This window comes from Marinicella rhabdoformis, from assembly GCF_009671245.1.
Lineage (GTDB): Bacteria > Pseudomonadota > Gammaproteobacteria > Xanthomonadales > Marinicellaceae > Marinicella > Marinicella rhabdoformis.
Genome location: NZ_VTFS01000008.1, coordinates 78,308 through 102,075, shown reverse-complemented (window position 1 = coordinate 102,075; position 23,768 = coordinate 78,308). Strand labels below are relative to the sequence as shown.

The 23,768-nt window shown below is 41.3% G+C and carries 23 protein-coding genes and 1 pseudogene; 8 read left to right on the top strand and 16 right to left on the bottom strand.

Features of this window, described 5'->3' with window-relative positions:
- Positions 1-88: 88 nt before the first annotated feature.
- Together FET73_RS15115 and FET73_RS14505 are read right to left on the bottom strand one after the other, a co-directional pair.
- On the bottom strand, positions 89-493 hold the full coding sequence (locus FET73_RS15115) for a hypothetical protein (protein WP_179952317.1): 405 nt from the start codon (positions 491-493) through the stop codon (positions 89-91).
- Between the two features lie 191 nt (positions 494-684).
- Positions 685-1,200 carry a hypothetical protein gene (locus tag FET73_RS14505; RefSeq protein ID WP_179952316.1) on the bottom strand — a complete coding sequence of 172 codons (516 nt, stop codon included), beginning with the start codon at positions 1,198-1,200 and terminating at the stop codon, positions 685-687.
- Positions 1,201-1,379: 179 nt separating this feature from the next.
- On the opposite strand from FET73_RS14505, the gene FET73_RS14500 reads away from it, so the two are divergent.
- A protein-coding gene (locus tag FET73_RS14500; RefSeq protein WP_425481550.1) for an IS3 family transposase occupies positions 1,380-2,557 on the top strand; the annotation gives its coding sequence in 2 pieces (ribosomal slippage) (positions 1,380-1,638 and positions 1,638-2,557; 1,179 coding nt in all).
- Positions 2,558-2,810: 253 nt separating this feature from the next.
- Here FET73_RS14500 and FET73_RS14495 read toward each other — a convergent pair.
- The 8 genes and pseudogenes from FET73_RS14495 to FET73_RS14460 form a co-directional block, all read right to left on the bottom strand.
- On the bottom strand, positions 2,811-3,626 hold the full coding sequence (locus tag FET73_RS14495) for a hypothetical protein (RefSeq protein WP_154224685.1): 816 nt from the start codon (positions 3,624-3,626) through the stop codon (positions 2,811-2,813).
- Positions 3,623-4,198, bottom strand: a complete 576-nt coding sequence (locus tag FET73_RS14490; protein WP_154224684.1) for a hypothetical protein — start codon at positions 4,196-4,198, stop codon at positions 3,623-3,625. Before FET73_RS14490 ends, FET73_RS14495 begins: the two co-directional genes overlap by 4 nt.
- Positions 4,134-4,598: pseudogene (locus FET73_RS14485) on the bottom strand (RHS repeat domain-containing protein); the annotation flags it as partial. The pseudogene FET73_RS14485 and the gene FET73_RS14490, both read right to left, overlap by 65 nt.
- Positions 4,599-4,983: 385 nt before the next feature.
- Positions 4,984-5,367, bottom strand: coding sequence for a DUF423 domain-containing protein (locus FET73_RS14480; RefSeq protein WP_179952315.1), 384 nt, complete (start codon positions 5,365-5,367; stop codon positions 4,984-4,986).
- Complete coding sequence (locus FET73_RS14475; protein ID WP_154224681.1) at positions 5,367-6,335, bottom strand: DUF4340 domain-containing protein; 969 nt, start codon at positions 6,333-6,335, stop codon at positions 5,367-5,369. Before FET73_RS14475 ends, FET73_RS14480 begins: the two co-directional genes overlap by 1 nt.
- A complete protein-coding gene (locus FET73_RS14470; protein WP_179952314.1) occupies positions 6,325-8,196 on the bottom strand; it encodes a GldG family protein in 1,872 nt (623 codons plus the stop codon). The genes FET73_RS14475 and FET73_RS14470 overlap by 11 nt, the downstream gene beginning before the upstream one ends.
- A gap of 1 nt (position 8,197) precedes the next feature.
- Positions 8,198-8,932 (bottom strand): ABC transporter permease subunit, encoded by a 735-nt coding sequence (locus tag FET73_RS14465; protein WP_154224679.1) that lies wholly within the window; start codon positions 8,930-8,932, stop codon positions 8,198-8,200.
- A complete protein-coding gene (locus FET73_RS14460) occupies positions 8,929-9,870 on the bottom strand; it encodes an ABC transporter ATP-binding protein (RefSeq protein ID WP_154224678.1) in 942 nt (313 codons plus the stop codon). Before FET73_RS14460 ends, FET73_RS14465 begins: the two co-directional genes overlap by 4 nt.
- A 203-nt stretch (positions 9,871-10,073) precedes the next feature.
- On the opposite strand from FET73_RS14460, the gene FET73_RS14455 reads away from it, so the two are divergent.
- Positions 10,074-11,168: a M14 family metallopeptidase gene (locus tag FET73_RS14455; RefSeq protein WP_154224677.1), complete on the top strand. Its 1,095-nt coding sequence runs from the start codon at positions 10,074-10,076 to the stop codon at positions 11,166-11,168.
- A complete protein-coding gene (locus FET73_RS14450) occupies positions 11,165-11,935 on the top strand; it encodes an SDR family NAD(P)-dependent oxidoreductase (protein WP_154224676.1) in 771 nt (256 codons plus the stop codon). The genes FET73_RS14455 and FET73_RS14450 overlap by 4 nt, the downstream gene beginning before the upstream one ends.
- A gap of 62 nt (positions 11,936-11,997) precedes the next feature.
- Here FET73_RS14450 and FET73_RS14445 read toward each other — a convergent pair whose 3' ends face one another.
- Positions 11,998-13,056 carry a 4-phosphoerythronate dehydrogenase gene (locus FET73_RS14445; RefSeq protein WP_154224675.1) on the bottom strand — a complete coding sequence of 353 codons (1,059 nt, stop codon included), beginning with the start codon at positions 13,054-13,056 and terminating at the stop codon, positions 11,998-12,000.
- On the bottom strand, positions 13,049-14,029 hold the full coding sequence (locus FET73_RS14440; RefSeq protein ID WP_154224674.1) for a LysR substrate-binding domain-containing protein: 981 nt from the start codon (positions 14,027-14,029) through the stop codon (positions 13,049-13,051). The genes FET73_RS14445 and FET73_RS14440 overlap by 8 nt, the downstream gene beginning before the upstream one ends.
- A gap of 188 nt (positions 14,030-14,217) precedes the next feature.
- On the opposite strand from FET73_RS14440, the gene cysG reads away from it, so the two are divergent.
- Positions 14,218-15,642: a siroheme synthase CysG gene (gene cysG / locus FET73_RS14435; protein ID WP_179952313.1), complete on the top strand. Its 1,425-nt coding sequence runs from the start codon at positions 14,218-14,220 to the stop codon at positions 15,640-15,642.
- Positions 15,643-15,724: 82 nt separating this feature from the next.
- Positions 15,725-16,663, top strand: a complete 939-nt coding sequence (gene cysK, locus FET73_RS14430) for a cysteine synthase A (RefSeq protein WP_154224672.1) — start codon at positions 15,725-15,727, stop codon at positions 16,661-16,663.
- A 53-nt stretch (positions 16,664-16,716) separates the two neighbouring features.
- Here cysK and FET73_RS14425 read toward each other — a convergent pair whose 3' ends face one another.
- From FET73_RS14425 to serC, 4 genes are read right to left on the bottom strand one after another with little or no spacing between them, the layout of a single operon-like run.
- Positions 16,717-17,835 carry a patatin-like phospholipase family protein gene (locus FET73_RS14425; RefSeq protein ID WP_154224671.1) on the bottom strand — a complete coding sequence of 373 codons (1,119 nt, stop codon included), beginning with the start codon at positions 17,833-17,835 and terminating at the stop codon, positions 16,717-16,719.
- Positions 17,836-17,887: 52 nt separating this feature from the next.
- Positions 17,888-18,691 (bottom strand): DUF2189 domain-containing protein, encoded by an 804-nt coding sequence (locus tag FET73_RS14420; RefSeq protein WP_154224670.1) that lies wholly within the window; start codon positions 18,689-18,691, stop codon positions 17,888-17,890.
- An 11-nt stretch (positions 18,692-18,702) separates the two neighbouring features.
- The gene (locus FET73_RS14415; RefSeq protein ID WP_179952312.1) at positions 18,703-19,695 is read right to left on the bottom strand and encodes a CvfB family protein; all 993 of its coding nucleotides are present in this window, start codon (positions 19,693-19,695) and stop codon (positions 18,703-18,705) included.
- A gap of 30 nt (positions 19,696-19,725) precedes the next feature.
- Positions 19,726-20,805: a 3-phosphoserine/phosphohydroxythreonine transaminase gene (gene serC, locus FET73_RS14410; RefSeq protein ID WP_154224668.1), complete on the bottom strand. Its 1,080-nt coding sequence runs from the start codon at positions 20,803-20,805 to the stop codon at positions 19,726-19,728.
- Between the two features lie 75 nt (positions 20,806-20,880).
- On the opposite strand from serC, the gene msrP reads away from it, so the two are divergent.
- Genes msrP through FET73_RS14395 form a run of 3 tightly spaced genes read left to right on the top strand, consistent with a single transcriptional unit; the run spans position 20,881 to position 23,622 of the window.
- Positions 20,881-21,816, top strand: a complete 936-nt coding sequence (gene msrP / locus FET73_RS14405; RefSeq protein WP_154224667.1) for a protein-methionine-sulfoxide reductase catalytic subunit MsrP — start codon at positions 20,881-20,883, stop codon at positions 21,814-21,816.
- Positions 21,816-22,427 carry a protein-methionine-sulfoxide reductase heme-binding subunit MsrQ gene (msrQ, locus tag FET73_RS14400; RefSeq protein WP_154224666.1) on the top strand — a complete coding sequence of 204 codons (612 nt, stop codon included), beginning with the start codon at positions 21,816-21,818 and terminating at the stop codon, positions 22,425-22,427. The genes msrP and msrQ overlap by 1 nt, the downstream gene beginning before the upstream one ends.
- Entirely contained in the window at positions 22,402-23,622 is a 1,221-nt protein-coding gene (locus FET73_RS14395) for a threonine/serine exporter family protein (protein WP_154224665.1), read from the top strand. The genes msrQ and FET73_RS14395 overlap by 26 nt, the downstream gene beginning before the upstream one ends.
- Positions 23,623-23,768: the final 146 nt, after the last annotated feature.

Below are 23,768 nucleotides of genomic sequence, written 5' to 3'. Positions count from 1 at the left end.
TTAACGGATTTTGACAATAGGGGTTATTACCCCTGACTAAAACATTCCAAGGGATATTCCGACTTAATTTAGACGCAAGTATCCTGTATTAGCAGGAGATTGGAGGACGGTATAGGGAGTTTGAGAAATAGTCTAAAGTAATGCTATTTTTAGCCATTAGTTCAGAGTGTGAATCACTGTAAAATAGTAATTTGCTGGGTGCATACGAGATTAAGTTAGCTGATGAACATGCACTTTGAGGACACATGCAATTGTTTTGGCAACAATCATCATCCATGTTCTGCATTGATGAGTCAGAAACGACCATCATAGAGCCGGGGTCTGAATCAACAGCCATTGACACATGTTCAACATTTTGATGAACACTGTGGTCTGATGAATCCATTTCGCATGAATTATAAAAAGCCATTGACTGCCCGATAGAGAACAGCAATACAATCGCCAAAGCTAAGCCTTGTATTTTTGCGTTTGACTTGTTAATTAATTGATTCATACAGGCTATATGATACATAACCTTCAATAAAGTTCAATAATTTAAGCATTTGATTATCGAACAACTTGACTTGGGTCAATATTATTTGATTTCACTCAAACATAATAATTTTGTTTATAGCTATATATAGCGTTGTTTTAAGCACCTGTTAATTAATTCTGCGAATGATCCTTTAAAATTCCACTTAATCATTAAATGTCAGTTTCTGACAAGCCTTCCCTGTTAGGTATAAAATATTTCTTATCATTCCAATTAACAAAAATACCTTCTTCAACATCATCAATTACTCCATTTTTAAGTGAGCTACCTGCGATTCTCATAGGTAAACTATGAAAATACTGAAGTCCATATAACAGCCATTTCCTTTCCACTGCCCGATCATCATCTTCACTCATCAAGTCAACGAGCTTCTTTTGCAATTTGCCTTTTCGATAAGCATTGGCCTTTTTCTCATCCACCCTCAATTTCAAATCAAGCTTATTGCAATTATTAATGAAATTTATAAAGCCAGTTAGGTTGGCCTTCTGACCAGGCTTTCTAATCAAGTGTTGATCAATGTGTTGCTGTTCAAACTCATCGCCCATGCCAATGGGTTTAATTAAGTCAGTCACAGCACTGAGTGACATGCGAATCGACTTAATGCTTATTTGTTTATCACCCAACCGTCTAAAAAGTTCTTTTTTATATTCATTGAAACCCAAACGCAAAGGATTGTCCTCTTTGATTGCTTGCTCCAATTTTTCAATTCTCCTGCGCTCAGTTACTTCAGCCTTGTATGCGTTGTCTATTTTCATACAAAGCTTTTCATCGAACTGTAGTGGTACAGTGAAATTGGCCACCAACTTAGAGGTGATATATGATATTACTTCGGACAAGAAGGTGATTAATGAACAAACGAACAAGGCGCACATTCAGTGCTGAATTTAAGTTAGAAGCGGCCAGCTTAGTAACCGAGCAAGGTTACACAGTTAAACAAGCCAGTGAGGCAATGAATGTTGGTTTATCGACTATGGGCAAATGGGTCAAACAACTAAAGGATGAACAAAAAGGTATCACCCCAATTGCGAGCCCCATCACGGCTGATCAGCAGAAGATTCGCGAACTTGAAAAAAGAATCAAACGCATTGAACTGGAGAAAGAAATTCTAAAAAAGGCTACCGCTCTCTTGATGTCAGACGCGCTGAACGACTCAGACTGATTAAAAGACTTAAAGGGAGCTATTCAGTTAAGGATTTATGCGATGTATTTTCGATACATCGCAGTACCTTCAAGTATTGGTTCAATAGGCCTAAAAAAGTGAATTCACAAAGGATTAAAGAATTGGCAACAGTTAAATCGATTCACAAAGAAAGTAATGGATCAGCTGGTGCCAGAACCATTTCAACGATTGCAACCACCAGAGGGATTCCATTAAGCCGTTACAGGGTTTCAGGCTTGATGAAAGCATTGAATTTACACAGTAGTCAGTTACCCAAGCACAATTATAAAAAAGCAAACCGAGAACATATATGCATACCAAACCTTCTGAACCGACAATTCAATGTATCGGAGCCTAACCAAGTTTGGTGTGGCGATGTGACTTATGTTTGGGCTGGCTCTCGCTGGGCTTACTTGGCTGTGGTGATGGATTTGTTCTCACGCAAGATAATTGGATGGGCTATGAGCTATTCGCCCAACACTGATTTGACAGCAGCTGCACTCACGATGGCCTATGAGCAACGAGGAGCCCCTCAAAGCGTTATGTTTCATTCTGATCAAGGTTGCCATTACACCAGCATCAAATACCGACAATTGTTGTGGCGTTTCCAAATAACTCAGAGTATGAGCAGGCGTGGTAATTGTTGGGATAACAGTCCAATGGAACGGTTCTTCAGGAGTTATAAAACAGAATGGATGTCATCAGTAGGCTATGCTTCTTTGGTGGCAGCAAAACAATCAGTAATCAACTACATCGTTGGATACTATTGCAACGTCAGGCCTCATACACATAATGATGGTCTGACACCTAATGAGTCGGAACGAAAGTACTGGCTTGAATCTAAAACCGTGGCCAAAATTACTTGACCACTACATAATAATATTTGTTCATTCCTCTATTTTAGTAGCAAACTTCACTTTACCAATACAATGTTAATTTGGGTTTGCAAGAGAAATGAGGTAGCTGTTGTGTCACAGACAACCTTACTTCAATTTAACCTCAGAACCTGATAAAACAATCAATTTTAAAACAAAAAAGAGGCTGAAAAACCAACTTCAACCTCTCCTGGGATGCCTCTTCTTGATTAGTTCATTACTATGGCTTTTAAATCACCACAGCCTAATAAAACTGAATAGATTGTAGTTTAGTATTTTTATCATCTCTCTCATACTCAAGACAGAAGTCATTAGATTCACTTGACCAGTTCGGAAGATTTATTGCATCAGTGATGTCTAAAGAATTACAGTCACTTTTTGAATAACAAATAAAACCTTCACTCACTTCTTCGACCTCCTGAACAACATATTCGTAAATAGTACATTGTGAATATTTAGACAAATCTCTATTTTTTAGATAATCATTAATAATCCATTCGAGCCTTTTAAAATTTGTTTGTCTGATTTTTGATTTTTTAAAGAGAAACTCTAACTTTTTATCAATTGAGTCTTCATTCAGTATTTTATCAATTGCCATTCTTCCAAATTCAGTAAGTTTTTGGCTATGAATTTTTTTAATTAAACCTTCAGAAAAATCATTAGGGTTAAAATAAGGGTTTTTATTTGCCAATCGAATACTTGAAACACTTTCTATTCCTCCTGAACCTAAATTTCCATGAGAACTAAGTGAGCAATTATATTCTCCTGAAACAATGATATATTTTTTATGATATAGCTCTTTTTTTAAGGCGATTTCATCGGGAATTTTTATCATAATTGATTGCTCTAAGTTATTAAACTTAAAGTCGTCGATTGTCAGAAACAATCTACCACTACCTGGTTCAAAAGGAGTAATCATGCCTAAATACCCAGAAGTAACAACCTTTTTTTCATTGAAATCACACGGTGAAATAATTAATTTAACTAATGGTACCGCCAAACATGATCCACTAAAAAGTAAAAAAATACACACATTAGCCAATTTAATAAATTTATTCATAAACCACCTTTTTCTTCAATTCTTAAAATAGCCTTTTTGCTCATTCCACTTTTCCATCTTTTAACCGCTCTATTCATTTTAGTTGTTCCTCCATATACTGTGCGTACCTGCATAGAAAACTCGCGATTCTTACCAGAGTCTATTGAAACAATTTCCACAACTCTTAATGCTCCAGATGGCGCCCAATAGTATTTAGGCTTAGTTTCGGGAAAATCCACAGGTCCTGGTAATTCTTGACCAGCACCAGGAGTATGACCATGTATATCAGCGCCATACTCTCCTTCAGGAGTAAGAAATTGAGCCCCTCGTTTATCTGCACAAATCATGCAAGTAACAATTTTCTCACCATTAACACCAATAGCATATCCATTTTCAATATTTTTGGCACTACCGTCTTCATTAAAAAAGTCTGATTTTGTTTCTATCGCCCCTTTATCCATAGCTTTAGTTGCTTTAACCTCTCTTTTAGCTTTATCTTGAACATTTTTCTGTTCATTCCTCCACTTGCTATCTTCTGAACTTGATCTTTGACAAGTGTTTTTTAACTGCTGGGCATGAATTATTCGAGTCACTATTTACGTTCTTACCCACATCCCCATTCCCATACGCCGCATTTGAAATCCCAGGTGATGGTTTATTTGAGTTCCCCGAACCTGCAAAAAAAGAATTTTCTTGACTGTTGTTGGTTGAAAATGTTTTTAAAGCCAATCGTTGCTCTTGGGCCAAAAAAAGTGTTTTATATGCACTAGATGCATGCGCAGCAAATACATCCCAGGGCAGATGACCGCTGGGGTCAGTATAGCTCAATGGGTTATTATAGACATAGGCATATCGATTCGTTGAATCAATTGCTGGGCCATCAGGAATCATGGTATCAGCTTGTAGCATCATACCCAAGTTCGGATCATATAACCTCGCTTTGAAGTCAACCAAACCCAGCTCTGCAATAGGGTCTTGCCCCGTGAAACCCTTGTTAGTGACACCACCAAAGGGATGATGATTAAACCCAGTTGATCCGGGATAATAGACTCCTCTCCATTTACCAAAAGCATCATAGGAAGTATGTTCTACGCTGTAACTGTGGTAGTTTCAAAAAAGAAGGGACATGCACCTCTAATTACACATTGTAATCAATTCCCTACAATCACCGTCCTGATTAGTTTCGTTAAAAGCCTAAAAATGATATTCTTATTGGAGAATTGTCATGAAGCCTATAGGAATACCCCAAAGTAGTCATCTTAAGGGAAGTGTGCAGCTTGAGCAGGACGCAATAGCTGCCTGTAGCTCGTAACCAACAAACCTGCCTCAGTACAGTGGTCAATCTATACAACATAGTCAGCCAGAATTCAATAAAAGCTTATGACTTGCGCCACTTTTGAAAACCATGGATGACGATATTCAACCAAGCCAAAATAATCAAAGAACCGCCAACCGGTGTCAGCCAAGACAAGGATGTTTTACCCCAAAATATCAGCAGCAACAAACCACCACAAAACAACAACACACCCAGGGTGACTGCCAAAGCCGCTGAACGCAGCCAGAAGCTTTCATTCAGTTGACTTGAAAGCCAAAACAACAGCAGCGCGTGCATCATCATGTAAAACAATGCATGTTGGAACAGGGCCATGTTTTTGGTGCCCGCTTCTAATCCCAAAGCGTGACTGCCTAAGGCACCCAGAATCACCGCCGTCAGTCCATAGACGGCGGCGATGATGACATATATGCTCGACTTATTGGGCATCATGATTGAGTATCTGGTGTTTCCACTGTTGCAGTGGATTCCACTTTATCCTCGATAAAATCTGACATCGACTTATTCAAAGCATCAAACTTGTAACTGGGTATTTTAAACATCCAGTTTTTGTATTTATCTAAGTTCATGGTGACGAAATAATCTGCCGCGTGTTGATACACTTTAACTGCAATCGACTCGCCTGTGGTCAATTGATAATCTGCTGAAATTTTTAATGCCTTATCAGCTAAATCAACAGGCATTGCTGTTTCAATCGTGAAACTGGCCAAACCACTGGCCATTGACAACAGTGGTGCATCCACCTTGACTTGCTTGTCTTCTGGTAGACTCGCCAATGACCAAGTACCACTGATTGGGTCGCGATTGATTTCTATCACCGCTGCCGAACCATTATCAATGCGTACTTGAACCACCTGCTCTGCACTTTCATCAATCAATGTTTTCAAAGTCCAGTCATCAGACATAAAAGCCACTTGATCAATGGCTGTCACCAACCAGGTTTGGTCTTTACCACCTAAGCGTGCAAAACTGGCACCTGGAGCTGTGGCTTTCTTACCCAAATGAACCGCAGCCAAGACCTTCTCTCCCGCCATCAGCGTGACTTTTAAATCATCATCACCTAACCCCAGCTGTTTAAAATTTTCTGGGTTACTGGTTTTGGCTTCTATTTTTTCTGCCGCACGCAAGGCTTGCAACAGTTGCATCATGGGTGCTGTGTCGGCATAAAAGCCACCTTCTACATACCATTGCTGACCTTTTTTAATCATCACCAAGTGTTCTTCACCTTTGCTGATTTTTAATGCCGTCAGTTCACCTGTCACATCACCTTGTAACTGAGGTAACAACCAAGCACCCTCACCTGTGGCACCATTGCTGCTGTCTTTATTAACCAAGTAGTAAACCAACCCAGCCAATACCAAGACCAAGCCCAACATCGTTTTCATGTTATTTAACATAGCGTCTCTCCTTGCGTTTTGAACGCCTCCAGCCCATAAACACCACAACCACAGTCAACAGTATCGGTATCAGTGCAATGTTGACGAATTTGAGGCGGCTGCCCAAAGCTTCAATGTCTTTATTTAAGTTGCGTTTCACTTCTCGCAAGTTTTTACGTACCGTTAGTTTTTCTTGCTTAAAGCGTTTGATTTCTTTTTGTTGTTCGGCACTTAGAATCAACTGATTTTCTTGGCCTTTACTGCGTTGTAATTCGTTTAACTTTTGTTCCGTTTCACGCAAACGTTGCAGCAATTGATTTTCTGTTTCACGGTATTGCTGTTCGCTTTCGCGCTGAATCGTTTGTACTTTATCAAAAGGTCTGGTCGAAGTACCGCGCGCACGAATCTGAATCAAGTCAACAGAACCTGTCATGTTATCCATGACATTGGTGATAAAGGCACCGTTGTCAGCAAAATTACTGAACACTTGGCGACCAAAGAAGTTCTGTGCCCGCACCCAAAGTCGATCAAACAACAAGTCCACATCAGCCACAACAACCACTTGAGGTTGCGCCTGTGTCAAAACCGCAGTTTGTCCATCAAAACCTTCTGGGAAAGCAGTCTCAATCTCCCCTTGTAAACGACCGGCGATGATGTGCGTTGACTCATCGGCTTCGAAATCATTCAAAAGACTGGTGGGGTTATACAACATCACCATCGGTTGTGCGTCCGTTAACATAGATTCCTTGGAGCTGCTCAGTAAAGGCAATAATCGCTCTTCATCTCCTGTCAGACTCCCTGCCAAGGCGGTGTTCAAAACAGACAATTCACTCATCACGATGTCTTCGTGATTATAGCTTTCTTTGTCCCATGAATTGATCGCCAAATGCCTGATGGGTTGGCCTTGTGGCGATTGAATCTGTACAGACTGCTTGGCATCGACGACAATTTTTGTTGGATCGAAACCTATGCCCCATTGAGACAACAGCTTGGCCAAATTTGATGAGCGGTCAGCTTGTAGTTGCGCCAATGGGTTTTGAGGGTCTGCGGGCACATTTTCTGATTGTGCCATTGGATCCACAAACACCATCAAACGACCGCCATTCATAACAAACTGATCAATCGCAAACAAAGTGGCATCCGAAAGGTTTTTAGGATGTACCACCATCAGCAAATCTATGTCATCAAAGCGAGTCGCATCAGTGGCCACCTTTTGAACATCATAGGTTTCTTTCAGTTGTTCAAACACGATTTGGCCTTGGGCTGGTGCTTGTTGTTGCATTGGGTTGACTGGCGCACCATCGCCCAACATGGGCAAGTCACTCATCACACCAATGCGCTTTTTCTCTGCATGGTTTAAATTGTGAATCAATTGTGCCAAATCATATTCTAAAAAAGCTTCACGACTGGGCTGTAAGAAAGGCAGCACTTCAACCTGATCCAATGCATTGGTCGCTGCGATGCCAAAGAATACATTTTCACCGCCCTCACCTACAGGCAAAGCTTGTAATCCATACTGAGAAGCTTGGTCTTCTTCCTCAGAAAAAGACACAGGGTCAATGATTGACACCTTTAATTTACCGTTTCCGTAGCGTTCCAACTCTTCCAAAAAGTCAGCCACACGTTGGTAATAAGTGCGAATCATTGGGATGTTTTCTGTTGCTTGATCAGAGAAAAACAACCTCAAATGCACCTGCTCATCAATGGTTTTCAAGATGTTTTTTGTACCTTGGTTTAAGGTGAACAAGTCATTTTCAGTCAAGTCAACTCGCAAACGAGAAAACAAGCCACTTTGGTTAATAATGACAGAACTGAGAATGAAAATCACTGCCAGTATCAGCAGTTTTGTTTTGTTTTTTGATTTGTGATTTTGAAGACTCATATCAGTTTCCTTTTTTGATGTCGATAACAATAGATGTGGCATACAACCACACTGCAATCATGATGCCGAAATAACACACATCACCCAAGTCCAAAACACCTTTGGTAATGGAATCAAAGTGTGTCAAAAAACTCGTCGAAGCGATTGCATCGACGATAAACTGAGGGGCAAAGGCCTTGAAAAAATTCAACACCATAGGGAAACCCGCCAGTAGGAATAAAAAGCAAATAACCACAGTTAAAATAAACGCAATCACTTGGTTTTTTGTTGCCGCTGAAATACAAGACCCAATCGCCAAAAAGCCACCGGCCAATAACAAGCTGCCTAAGTAACTGGCAACAATCAAACCATTGTCAGGATCACCCAGATAATTTACAGATATCACCAGTGGAAAGGTCAGTACCAAAGCCACAGCGACAAACAACCAAGCGGCTAAAAACTTACCTAACACCCAGTCCATTTTTTTAACTGGCAAGGTCATCAACAATTCGATGTTGCCACTGTTGCGCTCTTCTGACCACAGCCTCATCGCCACAGCAGGTACCAAAAACAGGTACAACCAAGGGTGAAAGTTAAAGAAGGGCATCAAGTCAGCCTGCCCACGCTCGTATAAATTGCCCAAGTAAAAAGCAAATACACCACTCATGATTAGAAAGATAACGATGAATACATAAGCAATCGGCGTGGCGAAATAGCTGCTTAATTCACGTTTGACTATGGCATTGATGTGATTCATTTGGCCACCTCCTTTTCTTTGCTGTCTTGGGTGATGTTTCTGAACACTTCATCCAAACGACCTGACTCCATTTTTAAGCTGTCCACTTTGACAGATTGTGCCTTTAAGAAATCACTGATTTCATCAAAAATAAATAAACCCTGACTTGGAAAGACTGTCGTCTCTTTTAATCTGGCATCATAAGAAACATCACGAACACAGTCTAAGGCTTTGATTTTGTTTAAAAGATTGGTGTCTAAGTTTGACACAAAACTGACTGCATGGTTGTAGCGGGACATCTTCTCCATTTCATTCGGTGTGTTATCAGCGACCAAACGACCATCGGCAATGATGATGGCTCGATCACATACTGCATGCACTTCTTCTAAAATGTGAGTGGATAAGATGATGGTTTTTTCTTTAGACATGTTGATAATGAGTTCTCGCACCAAATGCTTTTGGTTTGGATCGAGTCCGTCAGTAGGCTCATCAAGAATCAACACTTCTGGGTTGTGGATGATGGCCTGTGCCAATCCAACACGACGCTTAAAACCTTTAGATAAAGTTTCAATTCGCTGGTAATAGACATTGGTTAAATTAACACGCTCAATCACGGATTCAACCGCTGCTTTTTGTTGTGCTTTTGCGATGCCTCGCATACTGGCAATAAAATACAAAAAGTCACCCACTTCCATTTCTCCATAGCTGGGGGCGCCTTCTGGCAAATAGCCTATTTTTTGTTTACAAATTTGTGGATTTTGAAGGACATCTTCTCCGCACACTTTAATCCCACCAGACGTGGGTTCTAAAAATCCTGTAATCATTTTCATTGTGGTGGATTTGCCTGCACCATTGGGGCCTAAAAATCCCAAAACCTGACCTTTTTCAGCAGTGAATGACAAATCATCAACCGCTGTAAAATGGCCAAATTGTTTTGATAAATTCAAACATTCAATCATTTCAGTTTCCTCAAAAATTTATACAACTTAACACCTCACAGCTAATAAACTTTAAATTAATCATTAATTCAAAGTTTCTGGAAGCAAAATTCGGTCGTAAATTGTGGACAATGCAGAATAAAAAATCAACAAAAAATGTCCACAGACACTTTCAATTTCTGCCCATAAGTTGTACCTTATGCGCTGCCTGAGATTACGATTGCATGACAAAGTTCCCACAAATGATAAAAATCCTCAATCAATTACCTGAAAACATCCTCAATTTGGATGCCAATCAACTGCATCAATGTGTAGATACCCACACCATCGTAAAACTCCAAGGAAAAATCCAGCGTCCTTTGTTTATTTCAATTTTACAACACGGCGATGAAACCACTGGCTGGGATGCATTGAAGGTGTTTTTAAACAATCATTTGGACAAGTTACCACGCAGTTTATGTATTTACTTCGGTAACATAGAGGCAGCCGCACAAAATTTAAGGCAATTAGATGGGCAAGTCGATTTCAATCGTTGTTGGCCTGGTCGGCATAACCGACAAGATCAAACAGCAAAAATCATGGCCGAGGTTACAGCAATGGCAAAAGCCATGAACCCATTCGCCAGTGTAGACATTCATAACAATTCAGGCAGGAATCCACATTACTCAGGCATCAACTCATTGAATGGCGATTTTGTTAATTTGGCTTCTTTATTCTCAGACACCATGATTCATTTCACCAGTCCTGATGGCATCCAATCAGGCGCATTTGCTGACTTTTGCCCTGCTGTCACCATTGAATGCGGGCAGTCAGGCACAGCAGATGGCATTGAACAAACTGTTACTTTCTTAGAAAACCTGATTCATTTACCTAACTTGCATGAAGTACCGGGCATCGCTGAGCATCAGGATGTGATGAATATATTCGCTACAGTTAAAGTCAAGCCAGGCCATCCTTTTGCCGTAGGCCAACACAAGAACAATGCCCAATTTGTGATTCCAAATGATTTGGATGCACATAACTTTCACATGTTAAAACCAGGTGTTAGCTTTGGTCAATTGTACCAAAGCACTGAACAGCAAATACATGAACAGCAAGCCCCTGTCATGCCATTTATCGTCACTGATCAACTGGGTCACGACATCACTGAACAATATTTTGAAATAAACACCGATCAACAAGTGGTCCTCAAGCATGCGGTCATGCCCGCCATGATCACACAAAGTGAACGTGCCATTAAACTGGACTGCTTATGCTACCTGATGCGACCGCTTAAAAGAGAACATCAATCAGAACAATTATTGAGAGAAACATCATGAATTTAAACAACACCAAAGCCATCATCACCGGTGGCGCATCTGGACTGGGCTTCGCCTGTGCACAACACATTGTTGAAAACGGTGGTAAAGTCACTTTGATTGACATCAACCAAGAAGCAGGTGCTGCAGCCGTTGAACAATTGGGTGCAGACCATGCACAATTCATTCAAGCCAATGTGACATCCGAATCTGAAATCGAACAGGCATGTGATGCCGCAAAAGATTTTGCTGGTGGATTGAATGTTGCCATAAATTGCGCTGGCATTTTAGCTGCTGGTCGCGTGCTCGGTCGTGAAAAGCCTATGGATTTGAGCCATTTCAACAGTGCCATTCAAGTCAATTTGATCGGTAGCTTCAATGTATCAAAAGCCGCTGCCAATGTGATGCAACACAATGAAAAAGACGAAGACGGTCAAACTGGCGTCATCATCAACACCGCTTCTATTGCTGCTTATGAAGGGCAAATAGGTCAAGCGGCCTACTCTGCTTCAAAAGCAGGCATAGTGGGCATGACATTGCCCATGTCGCGTGAATTCACCCGCATCGGCGTGCGTGTGATGACGATTGCACCTGGCGTGTTCATGACACCAATGGTTGCTGGTATGCCTGATGATGTGAAGGCGGCTTTGGGTGCAGCGGTACCTTTTCCTTCTCGCTTGGGTGCACCCAATGAATTTGCCCGCACGGCACAACACATCATTGAAAACACATACCTTAATGGCTCTGTGATTCGATTAGACGGCGCGATTCGCTTACAGGCCAAATAAAGCTCAAATAAAGCAACAACATAAAAAAACCCTTGTTTGTACATCAAAAGTGAACAAGGGTTTTACAATCGTAAAAACTCACGCCTTTTCGGGTAATTTTTCCTCAAATTATCAAATACATATGCATTTTTCTTAACCTCTTGTCTCATACGACTGTCATCTGCTTTTAAATCATATAATACAGGTGCTTGAGACAACCAATCCTCAACACTTTTAAAGTGTGTAGAAATTTTTCCAGCCGGCAGCAGGTCATCAAAAACGACACTTTCTTTGAGCTTAAAATGCTGGCAGAATGCTTGATATAACATGAATGTGCCTCGAATTTTGGCTTCATAGGCATAGCCTGCAATGTGAGGAGTGGCGAGAAAAACCGCATCCATCAAGGGCAATTCAATCACAGGCTCCGTTTCCCATACATCCAATACCGCTTCAAAATGATGCGCTTTCAAATGATTCAACAGCGATGCATTATCAACCACGGGCCCTCTTGAGCTGTTAATTAATAAAGCGCCAGATTTCATGCCCGACATGAAATCCTCATCAATTAAATGCTTGGTCGCATACGCCCCTTCAGCAGTCAAAGGCACATGACAGGAGATCACATCACATTGCTGTATGGCTTCCATACCATGCCAAGGACTTTGTATTCCAGCGTGTTCCAAAGGCGGGTCACAACACACAACCGTCACACCCAAATCATTTAAAAAATCAAACAACCGTGAGCCAATTTGCCCCTTGCCGATGATACCGAACTTGAGGTTTTTAGGTGATTTGTTATGTTTTTGACACCACAATGCCACTGCTGTGATGACATATTCAACTACCGATTGTGCATTTGACCCAGGCGCATGAACAAACTCAATGTTTCGTGAGTCGAGGAACGCCTGGTCAATATGATCCGTGCCAATCGTGGCTGAACCGACAAACTGAACATCAGACGCGCACAACAAATCGGCATTGACTTGAGTGACTGAGCGAACCAACAAAGCGTCCACATTTTGCAGGTCTTTATGACTGATATCCCTACCCGCTGTTGTTTTGATTTGTGCCACAGAACCAAAACATGCCGACAATGCCGGCATGTTTTCATCTGCTAATATGTGAATGACGGGCTCAGACATGCCAAGCAGAATCAATCGGTTGTGATGGTTTTTGTGGGTCAATCAGCATCAACTTATTGTCAATGGCAGATTGAATTTGTTCACGCTTAACATGTGGCGCAAACAATTGAATGAATTCATGCATGAAACCACGTAAAAACAAACTGGGGTTGAATGCCAACCAAGTAGAACACAAAGGCAATATGCTTTCTGTTTCTATACCATGCAAGTCAGCATCTAATTTTTCATCCAACGCCATACCAGCAATCAAACCGACACCCAAACCCTGTCTCACATAGGCTTTGATGACATCAGAATCTCTGGCGGTGAATACAATTTTATAATCCAATCCTGCTTGATTAAATGCTTGAACCAATGAAGAACTTTCTTGGTCATTAAACAAATAAACAATCAACGGATGTTTTGACAGTTCTTTTAAAGAAATTTCAGATTTTGTCGCCAATGGGTGCTCTTTGGGCACCACAATTTTACGCTGCCACTTGAATAAATCCAGTTTCACCAAGTCACTGGTCGCTTGTGTTGAGCCTGAAGTGATGACAAAGTCCACTTCCCCATTCCTCAAGGAACTTAAATTTTGTTGAGAAGTCCCTTGTAACAAGTTCACCTTCACTGAAGGATATAGTTGATGAAACTTTTGAATCACGGCAGGCAAGACATAGCGTGCTTGCGTGTGAGTGGTGGCAATGTTGAGCTGTCCTTGATCCACGTGATTCAACTCATGACTGAATGCCTTGATGTTTTCAACTTCTTTTAAAATCAAGCGCGCCCTTTGTAAAATTTCTTTACCCGCTTGCGTTAAAGAAACCAAGGCCTTTCCTTGTCTCACAAACAAACTCAAACCAAGCTCGTCTTCTAAAAGGCGAACCTGTCTACTGACACCTGGCTGAGAGGTGTATAGCGACTTGGCTGCTGAGGTTACATTTAACCCAGACTGGCAAATCGCCACGAAAAACCTTAATTGTTGTAATTTCATAAAAAACCTTTATTTCTGATATCTAAATTTTCAAAACTAAAGTCGCATCGTAACGGCTCGCTTTGCAAATAGCAATATAGACGTCTATACTTCTAATAACTAATTGTTATAAGCTAATCAGTTTTGATTATTTTGTCAGGTCAAATTTTTATGGGTTAATGGGCACTTCTTATTACCGAAGCATACACATGAACTATTTACCAATCAACATCAAACTAAAAAATAAAACCGTATGGGTTTTTGGTGCAGGTGAAGTGGCCACTAGGAAAATCAGTGCCTTAATCAAGGTTAAAGCACGTATACATTGCTTTGCAAAAGACTTTAATGACGCCATCAGCACCTGGGAAGCTGCAGGAAAGCTGTCAACACATCAGATGGACTTAGAAGATATTGATATAAGCAATTTAGGAAAAAAGCCACAATTGATGGTATCGGCGACAGGAAATCCGATTGTTTCTAAGCAAGCCTATGAGTTTGCCGAACAGCACAACATATTATTAAACACAGTGGATGAACCAGATTTGTGTAATTATTTGACACCAGCCATTGTGGATCGGTCTCCTTTGCTGATAGCCATCAGTACCGAAGGCTCATCACCTGTACTGGCACGGTTGTTGAAACAGAAAATTGAAAAATTGTTACCATTTGGATTACAGAAAATTGTTAAACAAGCCAAATCATTGCGCCCACTGATTAAGAAAAAAATAAAACAGTCTCAAGCAAGACGCGCATTCTGGGAGCAGTATTTCGACCATGACAATCAATTGATTTTAGATGAAACGCAGTTTGAAGAAAACAGCACCCAAGCTGTTAATCAACTCATTCGCCACAACCAAACCACAAAAGGGAAAGTCTATTTGGTGGGTGCAGGCCCTGGTAACCCAGAATTGCTGACCATCAAAGCATTGCAGGTGATGCAAAAAGCTGATGTGGTGTTGCATGACCAATTGATTCCACAGCCTATCATAGACCTGATACGCAAAGATGCACAGATGATTGACGTGGGTAAGTCAGCAGGAAACCACAAAACAAAACAAGCTAACATCAATCAGCTGTTAGTAGAATGGGCCAATAAAGGCTTGAGGGTGTGTCGTCTAAAAGGCGGTGATCCATTTGTTTTTGGCCGAGGTGGAGAAGAAATACAAACCTTAAATGAACACGGTATTGATTTTGAAATTGTGCCTGGAATTACGGCCGCTATTGGCTGTGCAGCATACAGCGGCATTCCATTGACTCACCGTGATCATGCACAAAGTGTGACCTTTTTAACGGGTCATTGTCAGTCATCGCAGGACACCATTGACTGGCAGTTTTATGCCAAAGACAAACAAACGCTGGTGGTTTATATGGGCTTGATCAAATCACCTGTGCTACAAGAAAGATTAATCACACACGGTAAAAATCCAGAAGAACCCATCGCCATAATTGAAAATGGCACAGCAGAAAATCAACGTGTTGTCACAGGTCAACTGTCACATTTAAGCGAATTAATACAAGAACATGATGTACAGTCACCCGCATTAATAGTGATAGGTGAAGTGGCACAATACGCAGAACAATTTAATTGGTACAATAAAAACGAAGCAATAACTAAACTGAAGTTAAGCGCATAACTATAATACCGTCTTATGTAGCGGTTTTGCACCGAAAGCAAAACAGCCAAACAAGACACCAAACATATGGAAATTAAACAGCATGATTTATAACAACATTTTAGAAACCATCGGCAACACACCTGTCGTACGCATCAACAACTTGGCGCCAGACCATGTAGAAATGTACGTTAAGGTGGAGTCTTTTAACCCGCTCTCGTCTGTCAAAGACCGTTTGGCACATGCCATCATACAAGATGCAGAAGCACGCGGCTTACTTCAACCTGGGCAAACCGTGGTTGAAGCAACATCTGGCAATACAGGCATTGCTTTGGCCATGGTGAGTGCATCCAAAGGCTATCCATTTGTCGCCGTTATGAGTGAGACGTTTTCTATAGAACGCCGCAAATTAATGCGTGCCTTGGGCGCCAAAGTGGTGTTAACGCCAGCGGCTGCAAGAGGCACAGGTATGGTGGCTAAAGCTGAAGAATTAGCAAAAGATCGTGGCTGGTTTTTGGCCCGACAATTTGAAAATGAAGCAAACCCTGCTTATCACCGATCAACAACTGGACCTGAAATTTTACGCGACTTTGCTGACAAACGACTTGATTATTTTGTCAGTGGTTACGGCACAGGAGGCACCATTACTGGGGTTGGGGAAGTTTTGAAATTAGCCAGACCTGGCATCCAAATCGTCGCGACAGAACCTGTAGAAGCCAGTTTGTTAGCAGGTAAGGAGTGGAACCCACATAAAATTCAAGGCTGGACACCTGATTTTGTTGGCGATGTCATGAACAAAGAAATTTATGACCACCTGATTCCAATCGATGAACACCAAGCCAAGGAAGCCAGTTTAAACTTGGCTCGTAAAGAAGGCATTTTTTGTGGCATTTCTGCAGGAGCCACTTTCTCAGCGGCTTTAGAAACAGCAAAAACAGCACCTGAAGGTTCGGTCATTTTGTCCATGATTCCTGATACAGGCGAAAGGTACCTCAGCACCTATTTGTTTGATGATTTAGCAGAAGGATCAGACGAAGTTTAAGCCCATTAGTTTTTATAAAAACCCCACTTGTTCACTGGCATAAGTGGGGTTTTTTATTGATTTAAAAAAGACTCAATTTCTGCTGCTTGATTCATCGCATCTTGGTAACCCAGTTTGATTAAAGCTGTGGTGTAACTGGGTTCAAATAACAAGTAACTCGGCATGCGCCAATCTTTACCCCAACCACCAATCATTTTCAGCAAAGTTTTAACCGGCCGTGGAATGGCATCGGCATGTGCCTTAGTGATGTCCCTGACATCTACGCTGGGTTTGATGACCAACGTGTTAATTGGTTTTAACTGTGTTTTTTGCCTTTCTTCATCTGCCATTATTTCCAGAGTGCGATTGATGCGGTTTAATCGCGACAAATCAGCCATTAAGGTATCCATAAAAATGGTGTCTAACATATAACCTCCCAGCTCGCCCATACTGGGATATGACCCTGGCTGTTTGGGTACTTCAATGGGACTTTCATCACGAGTACCAATGACCAAAATTTGTTCCGCACCCAAATGTATCGCTGGTGATAAAGGCGCGGTCATGCGCAAACCACCGTCACCATAATATTCATTACCGATCAGTTGTGCCGGGAAAAGAAATGGCAATGCTGTTGATGCCATGATGTGCTCAACGGTAATGGCTTCCGGCACGCCTATTCGGCGACTTCTTTGCCAAGGATTTACTGTCTTTGCCGCTTGATAAAAACATTTGGCAATTGCCGTATCGTAGGAAGATGCTGTGACTGACAAACCTTGTAAATCACCTTCACTGATCGCTTCATCTATTTGAAAAAGCTGTAACTCTCGTTGTAAAAGCTTTGCCAAAGGTGTGTTATCCAACAGTGAATTGGGCGCTTTAAACCCAAATCGGCCAAACAACACAGAGCCCAACACGCGTGCCATCGTTTTAGCAATATAGATGCCATCAGTTCGGTATATATCATGGCAATGTATGGAAGTCCAAAAATGTCGCAATCGAGCAGCGCCGTATTTTTGATTCTTCGCATGGGAAGCCATGACCACCGCGTTGATGGCACCTGCTGATGTGCCATTAATGATGGGGAAATGAAATGCTTTGGGCATGAATTCTAAGATGGCTTGTATCACGCCCACTTGGTAAGCCCCACGTGCGCCACCGCCGGGCAGCATCAAGGCTGTTTTTTTGACAGTCATTGGCCTTGTGTTTTGACATTCAATTTTTGCATGCCAAACATTATAAATTAAATTACTGCTTTGATGCAGCAGACTCGTCAGCTGATGAAGCCAATCCAGGGCCTAAATCCCAAGCATCGGCATCAATGGTGTCTTTATAAGCATGCCATGTGGCGTGGCCTACAACAGGCAAAGCCACAATAAAACCAATATAAAAGGTCAAAATGCCAATGACGATTAACACAATGATGCTCATAGCCCAAACCAGCATCGCCAGCTTATTTTTCAATACCGCATTAATGGATGTGATGACTGTGGTCACAGTATCCACATTGCGGTCTAACAGCATGGGGATAGAAAACGCACCTGCACAAAAAATAATCGCAGCAAAAATACCGCCCACTAAAGTGCCTACACCAATGAACATATACCAGTCTTCTATTTGCATCGAAGTGATAGATGGAAAGAAAATATGCAACATACTGGCAGCCCTTGCCCAGACCAAAAATACAATCAAAAAGAACAGGGATAAAACCATGGTATTGCCGATGTTCTTCTTACTTTCTTGAATCCCCCTCATAAACCGAGGCGGCCTGTTGTTACTGATTTGTCGGCTCAAAGTATATAATCCAATCGCCAAAATAGGACCCAAGAAAAAGAACCCCGAAGTCAGCGCAATCGCTAATACTATCGAATGCGCTTGATAGGCCAAACCGGTAATCAACAAACTGATAACCATCATCACCAAACCATAGGTTAAACTGATTTTTGGCACCTGTTTAAAATCAGACCAACCCTTTTTCAACCATGTAAATGCTGAAAATACAGGAACAGTTCGACAAGGCGCCACCATCGGTCTTAAATCAGGTTCGGTCATATGCGTATCATTTACTCATTATTCAATGTGATAGAACGTGGTGTGATAGTGATTTTACGTGCTTTGTATAATTTACCGATGGCTTTTTTGTAACTGCCTTTGCTGACTTTCCATTTGGCTTTTATCAGGTCGGGATCACTTTTGTCGGTTAATGTAGAAATGCCCCCATTGGCTTGTAAATCTGCCAATATTTGGTCTGCCAAGTCACCCAATTGGGCTTTATTGGGTATGTGAGTTGTGACGTTTATTTTGCCATCAGGGCGTATTTCTTTGATGTAGGCTTTGGCTTGATGGCCCACACGAAATTGTTGAAACACATCTGAACGGTGAATCAAACCCAAGTGGGTGTTATTAATCACCACTTTATAACCCAGGTCACTGTGATCACAAACCAGCACATGAACTTCATCACGTTCTTTGAAGCTTGTATTCACTTCTTCTAAGTATTTGCTTAACTTGGTGGAAGCGGCCAGTTTGCCTGATGCTTTGTTTTGGTAAACATACACCACAATATGTTGACCATTGCGCAGTTCATTGCGTTGCTCTGCAAAAGGTATCAACAAATCTTTGGGCATGCCCCAATCGACAAAAGCGCCAATTTTTGTTACGTCAACCACTTTCAAATAAGCACATTGACCCAACTCAACCAAAGGCAACTGAGTGGTTGCAATGATTTGGTCATCTGAGTCTTGATATAAAAACACCGACAGTTCACTGCCTTCAAGTAATGATTCAGGCATGTGTTTTTTGGGTAAATAAACATCACCCAAATTCCTACCGTCCATTTTTGCACCAAATGACATCAAGGCCTTTACCGTTAAGGTATGTGTTTCACCAATTTGAACCAGTACTTCTTTTTTAGGTTCTTCTGATGTTTTTTGTTGTTTAGTTTCAGTTGACTGGCCTTTGGATTTTGAGTCTGCTTGTTTTTTTGCCCAAATGCCTTCTGTTGGCTTATCACCGCCTTTTCTTAGGCTTAATTTGCTTTTTTTCTTATCATCCATTGTCATCTCTCTTTAATTTCAGCTTTTCCTTTAACTGTTTTGCTTTTCAAATTGTTTCATAAAGGCAATCAGTGCATCGATGCCATTTTCAGGCATGGCATTGTATATGCTGGCACGCATACCGCCTACTGCCATGTGACCTTTTAAAGCTTTTAAGCCTGATTCACTGCTTTGTTGCAAAAATTGGGCATTTAAAGCGTCATCTTTCAACCAAAACGGTACATTCACTTCAGAACGACAGTTTTTGGCCACCTTGTTCATATAAAAGTCGCTGCTGTCGATGTATTGATACAATTTATTAGACTTGCTTTGATTCATGGCTTGAATCGTCTTAACGCCACCTTGCGCTTGAGTCCAACGCAACACCTGTAACATGACATACCACGGGAATGTCGGTGGTGTGTTATAGAATGAACGGGTGTCTGCATAGGTTTTGTAATTCATCATGGTGGGCAATAAATTTTCAGAATGCCCTATCATACTGCGTTTCATGATGACAAATGTGATACCTGCTATACCCATGTTTTTCTGTGCGCTGGCATAAATCATGTCGTAATCATTGACATCAACCTCACGTGTCAACAAATCTGAGGTCATGTCACAAACAATCGGCACGCCATTGGTTTCTGGCATGCTGTGCCATTGAACACCTTCTAAAGTTTCATTGCTGGTAAAGTGAAAATAATCTGCATCGGCATTCAGCTTTGAAGCGTCAAATTCTGGAATACTGGCATAAACATCATCTGAGATAGGCGCAGTGCTTGTGGCTTGGCAAAAGCGGCCACCTTCTTTTATCGCTTGTTTGCCCCAGTGTCCATTGATGGCGTATATGGCCTGCCCTTTTGGGCTAGAAAGATTCATGGGAATCATTGAGTACTGCAACCTGGCACCACCGGGGATTAACATCACTGCATAATCATCAGAGATATTGAGTAATTCGCGGGCCAAGGCTTCATTTTCATCCGCCATATCAGTAAATTCTTTGCTCCGATGCGACATTTCCATCACGGAGCATCCTGTACCATTCCAATTATACAATTCTTGTTCAATGGTGCGTTTGACTTCAAGGGGTAATGTGGCAGGACCTGCCGAGAAATTATAAACCGTCATTTTTTTGTGATAAATACAGACCAATAAGGGTCTAGGATTGTATTATATTAATCTATTGCTTGCTTATACTTTCCTATGAAATTTAAAAACACACATAAAGATTTTCAAGTTACTGATGAATCAGTATACAGACAAAGAAGACAATTACTCAAAGCGGGACTGATTGGTGCTGGCAGTTTATTAGCCCCATCTGCCATGGCCTTAACTTTGCCAGCGCACAAACGCAATGACAAATTCAGCATTGAAAAAACCACTTTAGAAAAAGACGTCACCACCTACAACAACTTCTATGAATTCGGCTTGGGTAAAGATGACCCCGCTGAAAATGCCAAAAACTTCAACACCGATGATTGGTCTATTGAAGTGTCTGGACATTGCAACAAAACAGGCACATTTGACTTAGAGAAGTTAATTAAAAACTTTACCATTGAAGAACGCATCTATCGCATGCGCTGTGTTGAGGCTTGGTCTATGGTCATTCCATGGTTGGGATTTAAGCTGGCTGATTTAATCAAATATTTAGAACCCACTTCGAATGCCAAGTATGTGTATTTTGAAACGCTATATGACCCCAAACAAATGCCAGGCCAAAACGGTCGAGCCATACCTTGGCCTTACCGAGAAGGCCTTCGCATGGATGAAGCCATGAATGAATTGACCCTGATGGCAGTTGGGCTTTTTGGCAAAAACATGCCCAATCAAAATGGTGCACCTATCAGGTTAGTCACGCCTTGGAAGTACGGATTCAAAGGCATTAAATCCATCAAGAAAATTGCCTTTGTTGACAAACAGCCGGTCAATTCATGGCAGGCCATTGCACCTAATGAATATGGTTTCTATGCCAATGTCAATCCTGAAGTTGACCACCCTCGATGGTCTCAAGCGACAGAACGCCGCATCACAGGCGAATTTTCTTTTTTCAGAAATCGCATAGACACTCAAATATATAACGGTTATGCCGAATATGTCGCATCAATGTACCAAGGCATGGATTTAAGGAAAAACTTTTAATGAAAGACTTTTTAATGAGAAAACTGTTTTGGTTAAAAGCAGTTTTATTTGTGCTGTGTTTATTGCCGCTCGCCATTATTGTTTGGGACGGCTTCCAAAACAACCTAACGGCAGATCCAATCGAGGAAATATTACACCGCACTGGCATTTGGGCCTTGCGATTGTTGTTGCTTACTTTACTGATGACACCATTGAAAGTAATGACTAAACTAGCCGTTTTTATTCGGTTGAGACGCATGCTTGGCTTGTTTACATTTTTCTATGCCACATTACATTTAACCACTTACCTTTGGCTGGATATTCAATTCAATTGGTCTCAATTCTTTGAAGACATCATCAAAAGGCCTTATATCACCGTGGGAATGGCAGCATGGTTACTTATGCTTCCCATGGCCATCACTTCAAACAAGCGCATGGTCAGGCGGCTCGGAAAAAGCTGGAAACGTTTGCATCGAGTCATTTACTTGGTGATACTTTTGGCCTGTTTACATTTCATTTGGTTGGTTAAATCTGACCTCAATGAACCTTTGATATATACCGTAATCGGGTTATCATTGCTGTTTTTTAGATTGTTTAATTACAGCTATGGCAAAAAGCCGCGAAACCCGTAGAAAGCAAGCCAGCATACTGATTAAAATCAGCAAAGCCATTTCAGAAGCCGGCGCACCTTCACACCGTTTAGAATCATATATGCAGGTGATGTTGGATAAGTTTCAGCTTGATGGTTGTTTTTTTGCTATGCCAACAGCTGTATTAGCCAGCATTGGCGAAGGCGACAACCAAAGGTCATACATGGTCAAGTGTAGGCCGGGTGATATTAATTTGAGCACATTACAACGCATCAACGAAGTCTTTAATGCGCTTGAAAATGATGAGTTGGATATTGATGAGGCCTTGAAAAAAATCCATTACATCAATGACCACCCTTCTGAATACCCTACATGGTTAACCATACTTTCATTTGCCATTGTATCAGGTGGCTTTACCACATTATTCGCGGGCAGCTGGCAGGATGTTTCCGTTGCTTTTGTTATGGGATTGTTTACTGGTGTTATCAGTTTATTTGGTGCCAAGCATGAACACCTTTCTCAATTAACCGCACCTTTGTGTGCCATGACAGTAGGTTTTTTATCTGTTACAGCCAGTGTCTATTTGCATTCTATTGACCATTTCCTTGTATCGTTAGCCGGTCTCATTATCTTGGTGCCCGGATTAGGTATTACTGTGGCGATAAGGGAGCTTTCTACTGGTCATTTGGTTTCTGGCAGCAGCCGCATGGCAGGTGCTGTAACGACTTTGTTCTTGCTATCCTTTGGTTTGGCATTGGGATTTTTATTGGCACAACATTTTTATGGTGATGTAGCGGCCAATAAATTTGATGGCGTTCCAGAATGGTTCAGCTATTTGGCACTGGTCATCACTGCGCTGGCTTTTGGTGTGCTATTCAACTCTCGTGTTAAAGACACTTTTTGGATTTTCTTATCCATTACCATGGCTTATTCAGGTTCACAATTGGTTGGCTTATGGGTTGAGCAACCATTCAAGTCTTTAGTTGCTGTGATGATGGTGTCTATGATGGGTAATATTTATGCAAGACTCAGTAACAATCCCGCCTCTTTGATGCACATACCTGGCATTATTCTATTGGTGCCTGGCTCAATGGGCTTTAATTCATTGTCAGCACTTTACACCAATGACACAATTACTGGCGTCCAGGCCGCATTTGAAGCTGTTTTGATTGCAGTGGCAATTTCTATCGGATTGTTGGTAGGGAATTTGATCATTCCACCTAAAAAGGACTTATAACTTTACACACTATGACGCACAAATCATTGAGGTTTATTTGCTGTTTTCCTGAATGTATTGAACCAAAAACATTTGATTTCATTGTCGATTGAAAAAAGTTTATAGACTATAACAAAACCTGGGCTTGTTTAAGAATTAATAAAAAG

Excerpts from the sequence above, each read along its gene's own strand:
- FET73_RS14495 (WP_154224685.1), bottom strand. The coding sequence starts at position 3,626 with ATGAATAAATTTATTAAATTGGCTAATGTGTGTATTTTTTTACTTTTT.
- FET73_RS14440 (WP_154224674.1), bottom strand. The coding sequence starts at position 14,029 with ATGAAATTACAACAATTAAGGTTTTTCGTGGCGATTTGCCAGTCTGGG.
- FET73_RS14425 (WP_154224671.1), bottom strand. The coding sequence starts at position 17,835 with ATGACTGTCAAAAAAACAGCCTTGATGCTGCCCGGCGGTGGCGCACGT.
- FET73_RS14445 (WP_154224675.1), bottom strand. The coding sequence starts at position 13,056 with ATGTCTGAGCCCGTCATTCACATATTAGCAGATGAAAACATGCCGGCA.
- FET73_RS14475 (WP_154224681.1), bottom strand. The coding sequence starts at position 6,335 with ATGTTAAATAACATGAAAACGATGTTGGGCTTGGTCTTGGTATTGGCT.
- cysK (WP_154224672.1), top strand. The coding sequence starts at position 15,725 with ATGATTTATAACAACATTTTAGAAACCATCGGCAACACACCTGTCGTA.
- FET73_RS14395 (WP_154224665.1), top strand. The coding sequence starts at position 22,402 with ATGGCAAAAAGCCGCGAAACCCGTAGAAAGCAAGCCAGCATACTGATT.
- serC (WP_154224668.1), bottom strand. The coding sequence starts at position 20,805 with ATGACGGTTTATAATTTCTCGGCAGGTCCTGCCACATTACCCCTTGAA.
- FET73_RS15115 (WP_179952317.1), bottom strand. The coding sequence starts at position 493 with ATGAATCAATTAATTAACAAGTCAAACGCAAAAATACAAGGCTTAGCT.
- cysG (WP_179952313.1), top strand. The coding sequence starts at position 14,218 with ATGAACTATTTACCAATCAACATCAAACTAAAAAATAAAACCGTATGG.
- FET73_RS14470 (WP_179952314.1), bottom strand. The coding sequence starts at position 8,196 with ATGAGTCTTCAAAATCACAAATCAAAAAACAAAACAAAACTGCTGATA.
- msrQ (WP_154224666.1), top strand. The coding sequence starts at position 21,816 with ATGAAAGACTTTTTAATGAGAAAACTGTTTTGGTTAAAAGCAGTTTTA.
- FET73_RS14455 (WP_154224677.1), top strand. The coding sequence starts at position 10,074 with ATGACAAAGTTCCCACAAATGATAAAAATCCTCAATCAATTACCTGAA.
- FET73_RS14420 (WP_154224670.1), bottom strand. The coding sequence starts at position 18,691 with ATGACCGAACCTGATTTAAGACCGATGGTGGCGCCTTGTCGAACTGTT.
- FET73_RS14415 (WP_179952312.1), bottom strand. The coding sequence starts at position 19,695 with ATGGATGATAAGAAAAAAAGCAAATTAAGCCTAAGAAAAGGCGGTGAT.
- FET73_RS14465 (WP_154224679.1), bottom strand. The coding sequence starts at position 8,932 with ATGAATCACATCAATGCCATAGTCAAACGTGAATTAAGCAGCTATTTC.
- msrP (WP_154224667.1), top strand. The coding sequence starts at position 20,881 with ATGAAATTTAAAAACACACATAAAGATTTTCAAGTTACTGATGAATCA.
- FET73_RS14460 (WP_154224678.1), bottom strand. The coding sequence starts at position 9,870 with ATGATTGAATGTTTGAATTTATCAAAACAATTTGGCCATTTTACAGCG.
- FET73_RS14450 (WP_154224676.1), top strand. The coding sequence starts at position 11,165 with ATGAATTTAAACAACACCAAAGCCATCATCACCGGTGGCGCATCTGGA.
- FET73_RS14480 (WP_179952315.1), bottom strand. The coding sequence starts at position 5,367 with ATGCCCAATAAGTCGAGCATATATGTCATCATCGCCGCCGTCTATGGA.